Consider the following 16,576-nt stretch of genomic DNA (forward strand, 5'->3'; position numbering starts at 1 on the left):
TGTTAGAATTTATAATTAAACTCCAGCCAACCCTGACGGCCGAATGGTGAATACGATCCTACTGGATAATAAGGCCAGCCGCCTGTGTCATCGTGTTTCACTTTGTCAAACAGGTTATTCACAATGATTGAAGCAGAAGCTTTTGGCGAAATTTGGTAGGTTCCACTCCAGTTCACCAAATAGGTTGGGCTTAGATAAGTCGTTTGATCACCGTTTGGAATTTTGCCATAGCGATTCACCAGCACGGTCGATGCCCAATCACCTAAACTCCAACTCAGGCTAGTATTGAAACGGTCTCTCCAATCTGGAATGGTTAAATCTTTTAAGTAGTTATCTTTCTCACCGTCTTTTGATTGTTGATATTCACGTTCAAGCACGCGGCTATAATTCACCGTCCACAAGAAATTACCCAGATTTTCTGTTTTCCAACGCCATCTGCTGGTGAAATCAATACCACGAGTATGATCTGAAGCCGCATTGATCGGAACGATATTAATATTCTTGATCACATTTGGATCAACTACTGCATTCGCAGGGTTCCGTTCTACACGCGCTAAAGCATCGACACATTGTGCTGAGTTGATATCTTGTGCGCCCAAACGGCAATCTGCTTCTAAATGTAAAATTTTATCTTCACTTAAATTGGTCACTAGATTATCAATTTTGATATCCCAATAATCGACGGAAATATCAAACTTATTACTTGGTGACCAAACGAAACCTGCACCATAAGATTTACCCTCTTCTGGCTTTAAATCCTTGTTGCCCGTTAAGGTGTAGTTTGCCCCTGGTGAATAATCTTTAAAGCTACATTTATCTAAAGCTTGTCCCGTCTGACTGCAACGTAAATAATCGGTGGTACTTGGGAAATAGCCCTTTTGTTTATTTAAAAACAGATAATTCATATCTGGCGCGCGGAAACTGGTCGCGTAGTTACCTCGAACCAATAAGGTTGGATGTGGCCTAAACTCAAGTCCTGAACCAAACGTGAATTTATCAATACTGTTATCTGACAAAGCATAGCGGTCATAACGTCCAGACAGCGTTAAATTTAATGGCTTTGCTAGCGGTAAGAATAATTCCGTACCCAAGGCTTGCCGTGTCCGCGCCCCACCATATTCGCCACTGGAAGTCGCATTATAGAATTCACCATTTTCCACCGCCTTATCAGGTTTGATTGAAAAACCTTGGCGTCCAATTTCTGCCACAGCAGCAAGCTTGGCCGTTCCTGCTGGGAGTTCAAACACATCACCATTGGCACTTAAAGTTAAGCTCTGTGCCCAAGACTTATCTTTTTCTTCTGTCGTACCCGAAATAGCTCTAAATTCACTGGCTGTTAGTGGTCGACTTAAACGATCCAGATTCGGTGAATAAATTGGAATACCATCTTGATCAGTACCCAATCGCTGACCTAAGAAATATTCATCAACATTCGAACGTACCAGACCTTGTTTGCGTAATTGACTGGTATAAATCGAGCCATTATAGGCAGCTTCATAACGCCAGCTGCTGTCCCCGATATCACCGCGAATACCAAAATTTAAATTTGTGGAGAGCTCTTTCCATTTTTTATTGGCTTGTTCCACACCACCCAACTCTTCTGGTGCAAAACGACGACTCCAAATTTCATAATTTCCCGTTTCTTGGTTTAGGAAATAGCCACTACTTGCACCTAAAGATGTCCATGTCGGACCACGGGTATTATTTTCAATTTGATTGGCACCGATCAACACATCAGCAAATAATTGTGTTTTTTCATTCAGTTCATAATCCAAACCGAGATAGCCATTTTGGCTACGATTCTTGGTTTGAACGGTCCAGTAAGTCGGCCGAGCTAAACCGCTGGCACAGTTATCTGCACCGACCTTTCCTGCATTCTGGACGGAACCCTTAAATAAACCATCAAATGCTTGGCAACCGCCAATTGAAAGATATTGCCCTGTCTTGGCATTTTTACGTCCAACGATATTGTCTGGTTTTTCCCCTCGACGCGTTCGGCTCGACATAAAATCACGATCAGCCGCCCAAATCGGTTCTCGTCCACTCAGTTCAAGTCCATACACTAGATTGAGTTGATCCAGTGTTTTACTGCCACTCAGTTGTAAACGTAAGTTTTCTCCACCCTCTTTGGTTCCACCTGCCTTGATATTAAATTGGGTTCCATCGGTTTTCTTTTTCAGAATAATATTTACCACACCCGCAATGGCATCAGAACCATAGATGGCAGAAGCCCCCCCGTTTAAGATTTCGATACGATCAATAATTGCGGTTGGGATATTGGCTAAATTGACAAAATTCACAGCGCCATCATATGGCACAGGATAGTCGGCCACCCGATGTCCATTGATTAAAGTCAGGGTGTGATTCGGCCCCAAACCTCGTAAACTAATCGCATTGGCGGCAGGCGTAAAAGTATTGCCATAGTCAGCCCCTTGTACAAATCCTGTATTTTGGGTCAGATTGTTGAGTGCATCAAAGGCATTGCTAAAGCCCTGTTTTTCGATATCTGCTGCGGTAATCACGGTTACACTGGTCGGACCATCTTTTTGAGCTTTGGAAATACGTGAGCCTGTGACTGCAACACGCACCACTTTATCCGATGTCACATTGCTTTGTGGCTTTTCTACATTTGTCTCAGCATAAGTTTCTAATGGATGAAGGCATGCAATAAATACAAAAACAAAACGACCTTTGTTTTTAACGGCCCCAAGATATTTCAAGTAATTTAGGTACATATTTATAAATGAATAAAATTAAGACCGACCTAATATATCTACTTTTATTTAGTTGATTTATACACATTTTTTATAGAGATATGTGCGAATCAGATATACCAAATGGTTGATTATTTATCATAAAAACTCAAATAAACCCCTCATAAAATAATACCTTTTTCATTCAATCACTCCCAACCATAAATTTATCAACCGACTTAAACGGGTTAAATTTTAAAAACTCTCTAGCCACAACCTAAATCTTGCGTTATTTTCTGCTAACATAGCCCTTTAGCGGGTGGCATACACCTCACCAATAAGCTGAGCTATCCTTCATCATCAACCACTTTCATCCAAATTTTTTAATCATTAAATGCTGTAACTCATGACTATGAATATCCAACAGGCACTCAATAATATTACCAAGAACATCCATCTGACCCAGCCACAAATGGAAGATGTCATGCGCAGTATCATGCAAGGTGAAGCCACTGATGCACAAATTGGTGCGCTGATGATGGGCTTGCGCATGAAGGGTGAAAGTATTGATGAAATTACAGCTGCCGCACGTATCATGCGTGAATTCGCAATTAAAATTGATGTCAGTGATATTCCTCATCTCGTCGATATCGTGGGTACGGGTGGCGATGGTCAAAACTTATTTAATGTTTCAACCGCTTCAAGTTTTGTGATTGCAGCTGCGGGAGCAACCATTGCTAAACATGGTAACCGTGGCGTATCCAGTAAATCAGGTTCTTCTGATGTACTTGAACAGATTGGCATTCAACTTGATTTAGACATGCAGCAAACTGAACGCTGTATCCGCGAAATGGGCGTTGGTTTCCTGTTTGCACCAAATCATCATAAAGCCATGAAATATGCAGTGGCACCCCGTCGTGAATTAGGCATCCGCAGCATTTTCAACTTACTTGGCCCTTTGACCAATCCGGCTGGCGTGAATCGTTTTGTGATTGGCGTATTCTCAGATGAATTATGCCGTCCAATTGCCGAAGTACTCAAACAGCTCGGTGCAATTCATGTATTGGTTGTACATTCCAAAGATGGCCTAGATGAAATTAGCCTAGCTGCACCAACCGCTGTGGCTGAGCTTAAAGATGGCGAAATTACCGAATGGACCTTGACCCCAGAAGACGTCGGTATCGCTTCTCAAACCCTCACCGGCTTAGTGGTGAATAGTTCAGAAGAAAGCTTAAAACTGATTAAAGATGCTTTAAGTCGGGACAAATCAGACGTTGGTGAAAAAGCAGCAAATATGATTGCACTGAATGCAGGTGCAGGCATTTACGTCGCAGGCATTACCAAAACCTATAAACAAGCCGTTGAGTTGGCTCAAGATATTCTTTATGGCGGACAAGCGCTAGAAAAAATGAGTATCTTGGCTGAATTTACCAAGACATTGAAACAATATCAGGCAGACTAAGGACTTCTCATGATCGATATTCAAAATACCATTTTAGGTAAAATTGTTGACCGCAAACATGAGGAGCTTGCAGCACGTTTAAAACAACGTAGCTTGCATGATGTTGAACAGTGGGCAAATGAAGCGACTCCCGTCCGTGGCTTTGCCAATGCCCTACAGCACAAGCGCCCAGCCGTGATTGCTGAAATTAAAAAAGCATCACCGTCTAAAGGCATCATTCGTGCAGATTTTAATCCTGCTGAAATTGCCCAACAGTATGAGCAGGCAGGGGCTGCCTGCTTGTCCGTATTAACGGATGTGGATTTCTTCCAAGGCGCGGATGAAAATATTGCAATCGCACGTAACCACTGTGCCCTACCAGCTTTACGTAAAGATTTTTTGATTGATCCTTATAATGTAGTTGAAGCACGTGCGCTGCATGCGGATTGTATTTTACTAATCGTGGCATGTTTATCAGATCAACAGCTGGAAGAAATGTCAAAAACCGCTTTTGAACATCAGCTTGATGTGTTGGTTGAAGTGCATGATGAATATGAGTTAGAGCGTGCTTTAAAACTTTCTGAACAATGCATTTTGGGTGTGAATAACCGTAATCTTAAAACCTTTGATGTTGATTTAAATACCTCATTGCGTTTAAAGAAATTATTGCCTGCTTCTCGTGTTTTAGTCACAGAAAGTGGAATTGCCACACCTGCTGATGTAGAAATGATGCAAACCAATGATATTCATACTTTCCTTGTCGGTGAAAGTTTTATGAAGCAACCTCGCCCCGATCAAGCATTTAATGCATTGTTTGGGCAGCCTGAACAAATTTAAGTAAATAAGGTTCAAGGTGAGATTTTACCTTGGACCTTTAAAATGACGCTAGAACCAAACATAAGCGCTTAATAAGTAATAAAAATCAGAATTCCAAAATACTAAAAGATTAAAACTGATGGAACAATATGCGTAATTTTTTATTCATCCTAGGACTAATCTTTCTAGTCGGCTTTCCAATTTATAGCCATCTATTTTTCTACGAAAAAATTCAGAGATTGAAAGATCCAAGAGTTTTTTACTACTTTACGATCATTCCTGGATGCATTCTGATTGGTATCGCAATGTATTTATCTCCCGCAAAGACCTACATCAAAACTGAAGAATGTGGTGTTGTAGAACAATACAAAAAATTTCCAAAACGAGGAGGAGGTCATTTCGAGCGACTGGCGATTGTTATGGATCAATCGGGTTATATTCGTTATTTTGACTTTGATAACACTTTGCCTCGCGTTCAAGCGAATCAGCATATCTGCTTTGAACGCTATGATCGTTTTAAAAATAAAGATTTAAATCAATCAAGAATTACAAAGATTCTAACAGCCTCTGAAACTCAGTTATTATAGATAAGCGTTTCCATAAACAAGCTAAATGAATTTGCTCTCCTCTATTTTGAGTAATTTCTCACGATTTTAAAATCCACACCCTCTGATGAATGCAATTCAGTTCAAATCATCACGGTTTCAGACTATAATTTTACGCCTCTCTGCTATCTTGCCTGTTTTCTAAAATTATGAGTAAACATGATTCATCGCTTTCTAAAGATCAGTTTAATTTACTGAAAGCCTTTAAAAAGCAAATCTCCAACCCACAGTCTAGCGCTGTTGCGAAACAAGCCGAGTCAAAAAAGACTCAAGCTGTTGCTGAAGAGTTGGAAGATACAGAGCTTTTTAAAAAAGCCCTTTTAGGGGTAAAGCCAATCGACAATCAAAATATTGCCGATACTCGAGTTGCGCGTCGTAAAAAAGTCGATGCCCAAACCTTAGCAAAACGTGCTGCTGCGGAAGGTGGAACTGAACAAGAGCTCACAGAGATTTCAGATACTCAAGCGATCTTAAATCCTGTTGCAAGCCAAGCGACTTTAAGCTACCGCATTGCAACCTTACAGCACAAAGTATTTGAAGACTTGAAAGCAGGTAAAATCCGCTGGTTCGAAGCAGTCGATCTGCATGGTTGTACTGTTGAACAAGCACGAGCTGCTGTTTTACAAGTGCTCCAAATGGCAAAAGACGAAAATCAGAATGTGGTTAAAATTGTGCATGGCAAAGGTCCTGAAGCAATTTTAAAAACCTATGTCAACGGTTGGCTCAGACAGCATCGTGATGTGCTTGCTTTCGTCAGCGCACCTGAAAATCAAGGAGGTACAGGAGCGGTTTTAGTCCTGCTCAAACGTGCCGAAAAGAACCCTAAGTACAAACAGTAATCGGCATTTTTATCAAAACTAAGATTTCCAATCGTTTTCTGATACAATTGCCGTTTTTGTTCAACCCACCTAAGTGAACATTGTTATGTCTATGCAGCAATCGTACGCAAATATCTTAACTGCCGTTGGCGAAGACCTAAATCGCCCGGGCTTAAAAGATACGCCAATGCGTGCGGCTAAAGCTTTTTCTTTTTTAACTTCTGGCTATAGCAAAACGCTTGAAGAAGTTACAAATAGCGCGCTCTTCCCTTCCGATAACCATGAAATGGTATTGGTCAAAAATATTGAATTTTATTCGCTGTGTGAACACCACCTGCTGCCATTCTATGGTCGTGTCCACATTGCATATTTACCTGAAGGTCAAGTTTTAGGTTTATCGAAATTTGCACGCATTACAGAAATGTTTGCGCGTCGTCTCCAAGTTCAAGAGAACCTGACGCAGCAAATTGCTGAAGCAGTTGCTGAAGTGACTCAAGCACGTGGTGTTGCGGTTGTGATTGATTCTGCTCATATGTGCATGATGATGCGCGGTGTGGGTAAGCAAGAGTCAACCACACGTACTGTTTCTTTTGTTGGTGATTTTAAAACTGACAAAGATGTACGTCGTGAGTTCTTAAGCGCCGTTCCTGAAAATTATTAAGCTGAGCAGCATAGATGTCATCTGTTCAGTTAGCAGGTTTTGGTGATTTAGTTCAAGGTGAAGCCAGTATTGATTATCCTCGTCCCGATCGTCTGGTGCGAGGTAATCCTGAACGTTTAACCTATAGTTTATATGAACATCCACATATGGACTGCGGCATTTGGCAATGTGAGATTGGTGCTTGGAATATTCAATTCGCTGAGAATAAACAAGAGTTCTTTCAAGTCATTGAAGGGATTGTACGTATCCATGATGCAAAGACCAATACTTTTATTGAAGTCACTGCTGGCCATGCAGGGATTATCCCTCCCGCATTTTTCGGGACATTCGAGGTGATTGAAGCGGTTAAAAAATACTACGTCATCGTTGAAGTCTAAATACTGGGAATTGGCCTGATCCGAACGACATCTTATCTAAAAAAACAGAACATAGCCTAAACCTACTTTATTCCAGTCTTTATGATCTTGTTGTTCAAAATCCCAATTCAGACGCACAGCATGATTTGTATTCAGACTATATTGAAGCTGTGTACCGACTCTTAAATTCCACTGACTCTGATCTTGCCAATACGGCAATTCCACCTGCACCACACTATTAATATTGTCCGTCCACAGATTCATACAACCAACTGTGGGACCTGCACCAACGCGCCAGCTTTGATCTAAATTTTTTCCACCTTGAATATGACTTTGTAGTTGGGCATAACACAAATGCCGACGATCATAATCTGCCACGCTATAACCAACTTGCATATTCAGACTCATCACGCCATGTTGCGCATCTTCACTAAACTGCCCATTTTCAATCGCTTCCTGTTTCCAACCGAGATTAAAACCCCAAGTTAACGGCGATTTAAAAGGTTGAACTGGATTATAAGAATTCACCGATAATAGATCTAAATGTTCGAGCTTGAGCTTGTCATCACGATACTGCAGACTACCATCTAAAAACAGTAATTGTGTGCCTGTGCGATACCCCCCTTGTGGATCAATCAAATCATGATAGGCCTGGCGATGACCCAGCTCCACAAACTTTTGTCCTTGCACCTCACCTACATTCACTGACAAATTACGTGCATGATGCCCTTCTACAGGCTGCCTTTTCGGGCGTATGGGTTCTTGACGCTGTTTATCAACATCGATCTGACTACGCTGAGCGAGTAGCTGACGTAATTGCGGTTGGGCAAAATCTGCATCTACTTTATGACTGATATATTGTAGATATAAATCATCATAAGCCATTTCTAAAATCTTGGCCTGATCTTGCTGAGTATAGGTTTTTAAAATGGGTTGAACTTGGTCAGTCTCGGTAAAAGCAACTTGGTGGGCAACTTTAGCCAGTTGTGTACCATGCTGTTTGGCCTGCGAAAGCAGTTGTGTTTCCAAGGCAGGACGGTAGACCACTTCTTTAACCAGATCCTGCTGATCGACCGCTTTCAAGGTTTCAATTGGAATCGCAGCATAATTAAACTGCTGTTTTAAGTTTAAATTTGGACGCACCAAATCAATCAGGCCCAATAGACGATAAGCACAATTATCACTAACGAAATAATAAGGAAAACTCACATGCTGCATTTCCCAAATATGTTCAACCAAAAAGCGGGTTTCTTCGGGTGTTAGATTAAGCTCGTATTCCCACAAGTCACGGCTTTCAAAATCACCATATTCTTTCACCTTACGATAATACGGCATTAGTGAATATTCACCAGGATACTGCCCTGTTAAGCCCTTCCAAGCATAGGACCAGTTATCATCACCTTTAACAGTTGCGGCGTAATTTACCGCATAGGAAACCAAATTGAGTTGCTTCTGATCTTTAGGGTCTAGACGCAGCAAAGTATGCCCAAACATCGAACTCGGATTGCCCATAAAGTCTGTTGCGTAAATCAACGTGGCTTTATGTGGCTTGATTTGATTTATCCAATCGTCAAATTCGACGCAATTCACTTTTGGAAGTTGTTGTACATCAATGCTGAGTTGCTGCATCAACCAACGGCTACGTGCGGGAAATTTACAACGAATTGATTGATTATCGGCAGCTTCAACAAATAAGGCTTTAATATCTGCTTGTAATTCACTCTTTAAATTTGTTTTGCCATCTTTGGCATAAAAATAGCCAGCATAAGTGACTTCACTGTTTTGTTTTTGATCGGCATACATCAAGCGTTGCCATGTGGTTTGCTGATCTAATTGTTTTTGTTGAGCAAGATCTAAATACTTCTGTAAATCAGATTCAACCGAGGCATGTGCAAAATGACACATCAAAGACGCAAATACAAAAGTAGCTAATTTCATTCAATCGCAATTTTTTAAAATAATCAGAATAGGTATAAGAAAACCCTGCCATCAAGACAGGGTTTTATCAGGCAATAAATTAAACGTATGCTTTAAGCACGGCGTCTTTTGCCATCACGCTTTGTAACGCATCTAAAACTTGAAGTGAGTTTGCATTTTTGCTTGAATAAATTTCAGCAAAGTTTGCTTTAGATACAGCAAAGAAACGTGCTTTATCATTGGCTTTAATTTGCATTAACTCTGCAAGCACATTTAAGCTTTCGCCTTGGCCAACTGACATATCACGTGCTAAAGATTCAGCATTTTCATTGGTGAATGTCACTACTTGCGCTGTTACTGTACCACCTTGACGGCATCCTAAAGTACCAAAAGTAATACCGAGTAATTGGTTCGTAAAGATACCATTGGTTGTTGCAGCTAGAATTTTTGGCGCAACACCTTTTTTACCTGCCCAAACTTGAGTACCAACACCACAACCAACATCGTTGTCAGCCATTGCAACAGTTGAACCAGCAGCTAATAAAGCGGCTAAGGCAATTTTCTTTAACATAGGAACGATCTCCAGCATAAAATTATACTTAACTATTTGTTATCACTATTGTGTTGTGTAATTCTTCTTACACAGGAGTTAAAATAACGACCTTAGGCTGTTTTAGCAAATAAATTTTGAAATATATCTGAAATATTCATAACCTAATTGAATGAAAGATAAGGTCTGTTAAAAGAACGATAAACAGCTTAATTTAATTGCCAATATCCGTTTTTATCACGTGTGCCCAAAATTTTTAATACCAAGACCAAGCTAAGTAGTAATAAGAGATACCAAGAACCTAACTTGCCCCAACCGACCATATGCCATGCATCGACTTGGCTTGGGTACAACCAGATTTGATAAAAAGTACTAATATTTTCTGCAATCCAGATCAAGAATGCCAAGAGCAATAAAATCGGCAGCATAGGAACTTTAAAATGATGTTGTTGCAGTTGAAAATGAAGTTTAGTCTTCCAGAAAATGAGCGCACTCCAGATAAATAAGGCAACGCGAATATCAGGAATAAAAAATTTGGTCATAAAATTTAAATAAGATAAAACCGCCAAACACAGCATATTGCTAAATTTTGGTAAATTTTCGAAAGAAACCTTATACAGTCGCAAAGATCGAGCAAAGAAACTTCCCACTGCCGAATACATAAATCCTGCAAATAACGGGACTGTATATAACTTAAAAACAGCTGGTTGTGGGTATTGCCACGAAGCAATGGCTGGATGGGTAAGGAAAACTTCCATTCCCATTGCCATGAGATGAAATAAAGCAATGACCTTTGCTTCAGCCCATGACTCAAGTTTTAAATAAAGCAGACAAAGCTGAATCAGTAAGGCATAAAACAACAAATAATCATAACGGAAGAAGCCCCAATATTCATGGCTCCCCATCGGTGCAGTAACTGCAAATGCAATTAAAAGAAGTAATCCAAATAAGGCAGCCGAAGCTGCCTTAGTGAGAAAATTGAGTGGTAATACAATCAACTGCACGAAATTGGTCCTAACCTATTTATTGGGGATAAGCGAATGATATCAGCCTAAATATTTCGCACTGTACTCATGAACAGTATCAACAAAGATCTTAGGTTGCGCTGGATCAACCCATTGGGTAATACCATGACCTAAGTTGGCGATATAGCCCGTCTTCTCACCGTTGGCGTAGGCGTCATCCAGCATTGCTTTGACTGATTTTTCAATCGAAGCTGCTGAACCATAAAGTACGGCTGGATCTAAATTGCCTTGTAAGGCAGCGCGACCTGCCACCACATCCCGTGCGGTATAAAGCGGTGTAGTCCAATCCAATCCAAACGCATCAGCACCAGTCGTCAACATGGCTTCCAACCACTGACCGCCACCTTTGGTAAACACAATAATTGGAATACGTCGACCATCTTTTTCACGTTGAAGACCCGCAATAATTTTGGTCATATAATTCAATGAGAATTCAACATATTCTCGATGTGCCAATGCACCGCCCCAACTATCAAAAATCTGAATCGCTTGAGCACCTGCATCGATTTGCGCATTCAGGTAATCGATCACTGAGTCAGCCAAATGATCCAGTAATGCATGCAACACTTCTGGCTGTGAGTACATCATATTTTTGAGGAAACGAAACTCTTTGCTTGAGCCACCTTCCACCATGTAGGTCGCTAAAGTCCACGGACTTCCAGAGAAACCAATCAAAGGAACTTGGCCATTTAAAGCTGAACGAATGGTCGATACTGCATTCATCACATAAGCAAGATCAGACTTGGCATTGAGTTTTGGCAAGTTCGCAACATCATGTTCGGTACGTACTGTTTTATGAAACTTTGGGCCTTCGCCCGTTTCAAAGTACAAACCCAAGCCTAAAGCATCAGGCACTGTTAAAATGTCAGAAAATAAAATCGCAGCATCGAGTTCATAACGGCGTAAAGGCTGTAAAGTCACTTCACAGGCAAATTCAGTATTTTTGCATAGCGATAAGAAATCACCTGCCTGCGCACGAGTTTCACGATATTCTGGTAAATAACGCCCTGCTTGACGCATCATCCAGACAGGTGTGGTGTCTACAGGTTCACGTAATAAAGCTCGTAAAAAACGATCATTTTTCAACGTTGTCATGACCAATCTCTAAATTTTCTCGCGTAGGCCGCATAATAGCAAAGTTGACTCAGAATTTATAATTCCAATTACACAGCATACGCCAGTCTTCAAAAATAAATTTCGCTTTTACACAAAACTGCTACTGCAAGCTGCATTATTTTCTGTAATACTTGCAACATCTTATATCCCAATATGAATAATTCTTAAGGTTGAATTACATGTTTGTTCGCTCATTACTCGCTATGAGTTTAAGTTGTATTCTTGCTAATGTTGCTTTTGCCGCTCCGACAACTGAGCAACCATTAAACCCCAAAAAAATCTCAGCTGCAGTACAAGATCCAATTGATCCTTTAGCGGTTGACCGTGCTGCGTCAACCGTTGCTGCACAACCAGCTTCGAGCGTTGCCGCAACAGCAGCATCTGAGCCACAAGTAAATACAGGTGCCGCATCTGTTGTATCGCAACAATTAGAAAATGCACCTGAAGCGAAAACCACAACGACTGCTCCTGCCGTTCCTGCCTCTTGGACAATGGATGCAATCAATGCTGCGGAGTGGCCAGAAGCCTTACCAAAAGGACAACAACCTGCCTATGCACGTGCTCATGTGATGTTAAACAATGCACATGCATCACCAGGTGCAATTGATGGTTCAAATGGTAAAAATACGCTAAAAGCGATTGCATCATTCCAGCAAATGAATGGTTTAACCCCAACTGGTCAGTTAACCAAAGAAACATGGGATGCCTTGATTGCAAAGCAAACCAAGCCTGCCTATGTTGAGTACACCATTACCGATGCTGACCTAAAAGGTCCATATGCTGATTCAATTCCTTCAGACTATGCACTACAAGCAAAAATGAAAGGTTTGTATTACACCCGCGTAACAGAGATGTTAGGTGAGAAATTCCATATGGATGAGCGCTTCCTTAAGCAACTCAACCCAAATGCAAGTTTCAAAAAAGCGGGTGAAAAGATCATTGTTGCCAATGTTCGCAATGACCTACCAGAAGATATTCATTTAATTGTTGCACATAAAGGTGCAAGACAACTTTATTTATTCAACAGTCGTAATCAAATGATTGCGTCATTTCCTGCAACAATTGGCAGTACTGACACGCCTTCTCCACAAGGTACTTATAAAGTAGTCGGCGTTGCAAAAAACCCTTGGTATAGTTATTCACCATCTAACTTTGTGCAAGGTAAAAATCTTAAACCACTTTCTCTACCACCTGGCCCGAATGCACCCGTTGGTAACATCTGGATTGGTTTAAGCAAAAAATCTTTCGGTATTCATGGTACGCCAAACCCATCTTTAATTTCTAAGACAGCATCACACGGTTGTATCCGTTTGACCAACTGGGATGCGAATGACTTAGGTGCTAAAGTACGTTCAGGTGTAACTGTAAAATTCTTAGAATAATTTAGATTATTCAAGTCAAAAAACCGAATGTCTTCACAGATATTCGGTTTTTTTAATGCTAAATATTTTCTTCTATATTCGGCAAAGGCTGATAGTAAATTTGATTACGCCCTAACTGCTTTGCCCGATATAACGCCTTATCTGCTGTATGGATCAAAAGGTCTTGGCTAATTCTCGAATTCCCATTAAAAACCGTAATTCCCAAGCTAATCGTGACATGATTAGACACCAATGATTTGTCGTGTGGAATCATTAATCGGTCAATTGCTCGGTAAATATTGGTTGCAACTGCATAGGCCCCCTGAGCTGAGGTCTCTGGTAAGAGCACCACAAACTCCTCCCCACCATAACGTGCAATAAAGTCCATGTGTCGGATTGAACTTTTGATGGTCTTGGCAATGGCTGAGATCACCTGATCTCCCATTTGATGCCCATAAAAATCATTGTAGTTTTTGAAATAATCAATATCGATAAACAGAACTGAGAGCGACTTTCGCTCTTTGCAAGCGACCTCATAATAATAGGTGCACATCTCTTCAAAAGTACGTCGATTCGAGACATTGGTCAGTTCATCATGCTGACTTAAATGCAGCAGCTCAGAGGCTTGGATCCGTAGAATCTGCTCATCAATTTCTGAAATTTTTGACTTTATAAAGATTTTCCGCTCTTTAGAAGTCAACATGACACTGATCGAGAAACCCAGCAGCAAGCTTCCAATCAATGTGCGTCCGATCATGAGAAAATCACTAGGATTATCGAACCAATACAAAAGAAACAGAATGGCAATTGCAGCAAACGAACCAATCCACAGCATATGCAATGGACGAATTCCACTGAGGATAAAGCCCAACATATAAAGAAAAGCAATCAAGACCATCGCTTGATTTTGCAGAACCAGATTAGAAACACTGATCATCAAAATTGACGTCAAAACAATGGTCAAGAAAACAATGATACAGGCAGCAGGATAAAATAAAGGATTGAGTTTTTTAAACCGAGAGAATGCCCAAAATAAGAACAGTGCAATCCCGACAACAATCAAACTGAGAATGCTATAGATAAAATCAGAGACAAAATGTTCACTTCCGTGAATCACGACAAAATTAGAAGGCAAAATCAGGAGAACAAAAATGGTATAGGTAATGACACCTTGACCAAAGAACTGAATCGCGTTGAGACGCGTTCGGTCAACATTGAATTTCCAAAATTCATTTTCTAATTTTTGCGGTAAAGTTTGATGTGCGCTTTTGGACTTAGAATGTTGGGCAACAAGCTGCTCTAGGTCTTCTTTTGACCTCCGCAATTGATCAAGATCATAGCCGTTGTCCATCCCATATACTCTTTTTATACTGCACTATTTTTGTGCCGCATAAAAAATAACATAATTTCTCGTTTTGTCATGCGCTTTGCTTAACCACTTATCCGTAATTGTAGTTACCATTTTCACACTTTATGCATTATTATTTGTATTATTTTTAAGTTTGAAGTAGACCTTGAATACTCTTACACTTTTACAACCCGATGATTGGCACGCACACCTGCGTGACGGTTTAGCTTTAAAACGTACTGTCCCTGATTTAGCCAAACAATTTGCCCGCGCAATTTGTATGCCCAATCTTGTTCCGCCCGTCAAAACTGTAGAAGAAGCTTTAGCCTATCGCGAGCGTATTCTTGCTCATGTTCCAGAAGGGTTGAATTTTGACCCGCGCATGGTGCTGTATTTTACCGATCACACTTCTCCAGATGAAGTTCGTAAAATTAAGGCATCTGAGTTCGTCAATGCAATTAAGCTTTATCCAGCTGGTGCAACCACCAACTCGGATAATGGTGTAAGCGATATTCGCAAGGTGTATGCAGTCATTGAACAACTTGAAGAACATCAAGTTCCTTTACTGCTTCATGGTGAAGTCACGCATAATCACGTCGATATTTTTGACCGTGAAAAACGCTTCTTGGATGAAGTGCTGTCGCCGCTACTGAAACAGTTCCCACAGTTAAAAGTCGTGTTAGAACACATTACAACAAGCGATGCGGCTAATTTTGTGCTCGAACAAGATCGTAATGTTGCAGCAACCATTACCCCACAACATTTATTATTCAACCGTAATGATATGTTGGTGGGTGGTGTCAAACCGCATTTCTATTGCTTGCCAATTTTAAAGCGTCAAACGCACCAAACCACCTTATTAGAAGTTGCAACCAGTGGTAATCCAAAATTCTTCTTGGGTACAGACAGTGCACCTCACTCGCAAGATGCCAAAGAAAATGCTTGTGGATGTGCGGGTTGTTACAGTGCGCCAAATGCCATTGAGCTTTATGCACAAGCCTTTGATCAAGTAGGTAAATTAGAACGTTTAGAAGGCTTCGCAAGTTTATTTGGCGCAGACTTCTATGGCTTGCCACGTAATACCTCAACCATTACCTTGGTCAAAGAAGACATTACTGTCGCTGAATCTCTTGACTATCTTGATGGCCAAAAAATCATCCCACTTCATGCAGGTAAAACCTTGCATTGGAGAAAAGTGTGACCCAAGAAGAAAATAAAGCCCCTGTGATCGGACAACGTTTTCGTGGATTCTTACCTGTTGTTGTCGACGTAGAAACAGCAGGTTTTAATTCGCAAACCGATGCCCTACTCGAAATTGCGTGTATTCCAATCGTTTATGATGAAGATGGACAATTTGTACCAGGCCCATCATTTCAGGCACATATCAATCCTTTCGAAGGTGCGAATTTAGACCGTCGTTCCTTGGATTTTATTGGTATCGATCCATTTAATCCAATGCGTGTAGCAATGGCTGAAGATGAACGCAGTGCTTTACGTCGTATTTTCAAATCATTGACTGAAGTCCGTAAAGCTCAGCATTGTACCCATGCCGTGTTGGTGGGTCACAATGCACACTTTGATTTGGGATTCTTGCAAGCAGCGATTGCACGTACAGGAACAAAAAATCAAAATCCATTTCACAGCTTTTCGGTGTTTGATACCGTGACACTCAGTGCGGTCATGTTTGGTCAAACAGTCTTGGCTCGTGCATGTATTCAGGCTGGAATCGAGTTTGATGGTAAAGAAGCACACTCTGCATTGTACGATACACAGAAGACGGCTGAACTGTTTTGCTATATTTTGAACAAACTGTCTCCTCACCTTCTTGACAGTTTGGTGACAGAACCCTAATATACACCCACCTCAAGA

General features: G+C 40.8%; 15 protein-coding genes. 9 read left to right on the forward strand and 6 right to left on the reverse strand.

The genetic code is table 11. The features are described 5' to 3' along the window. Nucleotides 1-2: 2 nt before the first annotated feature. Nucleotides 3-2,735, reverse strand: coding sequence for a TonB-dependent receptor plug domain-containing protein (locus F887_RS05240; RefSeq protein WP_005295797.1), 2,733 nt, complete (start codon nt 2,733-2,735; stop codon nt 3-5). Nucleotides 2,736-3,105: 370 nt separating this feature from the next. On the opposite strand from F887_RS05240, the gene trpD reads away from it, so the two are divergent. From trpD to F887_RS05210, 6 genes are all read left to right on the forward strand, one after another. Beyond that, complete coding sequence (trpD, locus tag F887_RS05235) at nt 3,106-4,155, forward strand: anthranilate phosphoribosyltransferase (protein ID WP_032863163.1); 1,050 nt, start codon at nt 3,106-3,108, stop codon at nt 4,153-4,155. A 9-nt stretch (nt 4,156-4,164) separates the two neighbouring features. Beyond that, nucleotides 4,165-4,971 (forward strand): indole-3-glycerol phosphate synthase TrpC, encoded by an 807-nt coding sequence (gene trpC, locus F887_RS05230; protein WP_005295801.1) that lies wholly within the window; start codon nt 4,165-4,167, stop codon nt 4,969-4,971. Nucleotides 4,972-5,099: 128 nt separating this feature from the next. Further along, a complete protein-coding gene (locus tag F887_RS05225; protein WP_005295804.1) occupies nt 5,100-5,537 on the forward strand; it encodes a hypothetical protein in 438 nt (145 codons plus the stop codon). A gap of 167 nt (nt 5,538-5,704) precedes the next feature. Continuing rightward, a complete protein-coding gene (locus F887_RS05220) occupies nt 5,705-6,394 on the forward strand; it encodes a Smr/MutS family protein (protein ID WP_005295806.1) in 690 nt (229 codons plus the stop codon). 91 nt (nt 6,395-6,485) lie between these two features. After that, entirely contained in the window at nt 6,486-7,034 is a 549-nt protein-coding gene (folE, locus tag F887_RS05215) for a GTP cyclohydrolase I FolE (RefSeq protein ID WP_005202404.1), read from the forward strand. Nucleotides 7,035-7,048: 14 nt separating this feature from the next. Beyond that, complete coding sequence (locus F887_RS05210) at nt 7,049-7,411, forward strand: cupin domain-containing protein (RefSeq protein ID WP_005295809.1); 363 nt, start codon at nt 7,049-7,051, stop codon at nt 7,409-7,411. Nucleotides 7,412-7,447: 36 nt separating this feature from the next. Here F887_RS05210 and F887_RS05205 read toward each other — a convergent pair whose 3' ends face one another. From F887_RS05205 to hemE, 4 genes are all read right to left on the reverse strand, one after another. Next, entirely contained in the window at nt 7,448-9,328 is a 1,881-nt protein-coding gene (locus tag F887_RS05205) for an Lnb N-terminal periplasmic domain-containing protein (protein ID WP_005295811.1), read from the reverse strand. 79 nt (nt 9,329-9,407) lie between these two features. Continuing rightward, the gene (locus F887_RS05200) at nt 9,408-9,878 is read right to left on the reverse strand and encodes a DUF3015 family protein (RefSeq protein ID WP_005295813.1); all 471 of its coding nucleotides are present in this window, start codon (nt 9,876-9,878) and stop codon (nt 9,408-9,410) included. Between the two features lie 188 nt (nt 9,879-10,066). Next, nucleotides 10,067-10,861, reverse strand: a complete 795-nt coding sequence (locus F887_RS05195) for a DUF817 family protein (protein WP_005295816.1) — start codon at nt 10,859-10,861, stop codon at nt 10,067-10,069. Between the two features lie 42 nt (nt 10,862-10,903). Then, nucleotides 10,904-11,977, reverse strand: coding sequence for a uroporphyrinogen decarboxylase (gene hemE / locus F887_RS05190; RefSeq protein WP_005295818.1), 1,074 nt, complete (start codon nt 11,975-11,977; stop codon nt 10,904-10,906). Nucleotides 11,978-12,177: 200 nt separating this feature from the next. On the opposite strand from hemE, the gene F887_RS05185 reads away from it, so the two are divergent. Next, nucleotides 12,178-13,380 carry a L,D-transpeptidase family protein gene (locus F887_RS05185; protein WP_005295820.1) on the forward strand — a complete coding sequence of 401 codons (1,203 nt, stop codon included), beginning with the start codon at nt 12,178-12,180 and terminating at the stop codon, nt 13,378-13,380. 58 nt (nt 13,381-13,438) lie between these two features. Here the strand turns inward: F887_RS05185 and F887_RS05180 are convergent, their stop codons facing one another. Further along, nucleotides 13,439-14,710, reverse strand: a complete 1,272-nt coding sequence (locus F887_RS05180) for a diguanylate cyclase (RefSeq protein WP_005295822.1) — start codon at nt 14,708-14,710, stop codon at nt 13,439-13,441. A 163-nt stretch (nt 14,711-14,873) separates the two neighbouring features. On the opposite strand from F887_RS05180, the gene pyrC reads away from it, so the two are divergent. Beyond that, entirely contained in the window at nt 14,874-15,908 is a 1,035-nt protein-coding gene (gene pyrC, locus F887_RS05175) for a dihydroorotase (protein WP_005295825.1), read from the forward strand. Further along, nucleotides 15,893-16,558, forward strand: a complete 666-nt coding sequence (gene rnt / locus F887_RS05170) for a ribonuclease T (protein WP_032862950.1) — start codon at nt 15,893-15,895, stop codon at nt 16,556-16,558. The genes pyrC and rnt overlap by 16 nt, the downstream gene beginning before the upstream one ends. The last annotated feature ends 18 nt before the right edge of the window (nt 16,559-16,576 follow it).

The organism is Acinetobacter sp. NIPH 2100 (assembly GCF_000369805.1).
Taxonomy (GTDB): domain Bacteria; phylum Pseudomonadota; class Gammaproteobacteria; order Pseudomonadales; family Moraxellaceae; genus Acinetobacter.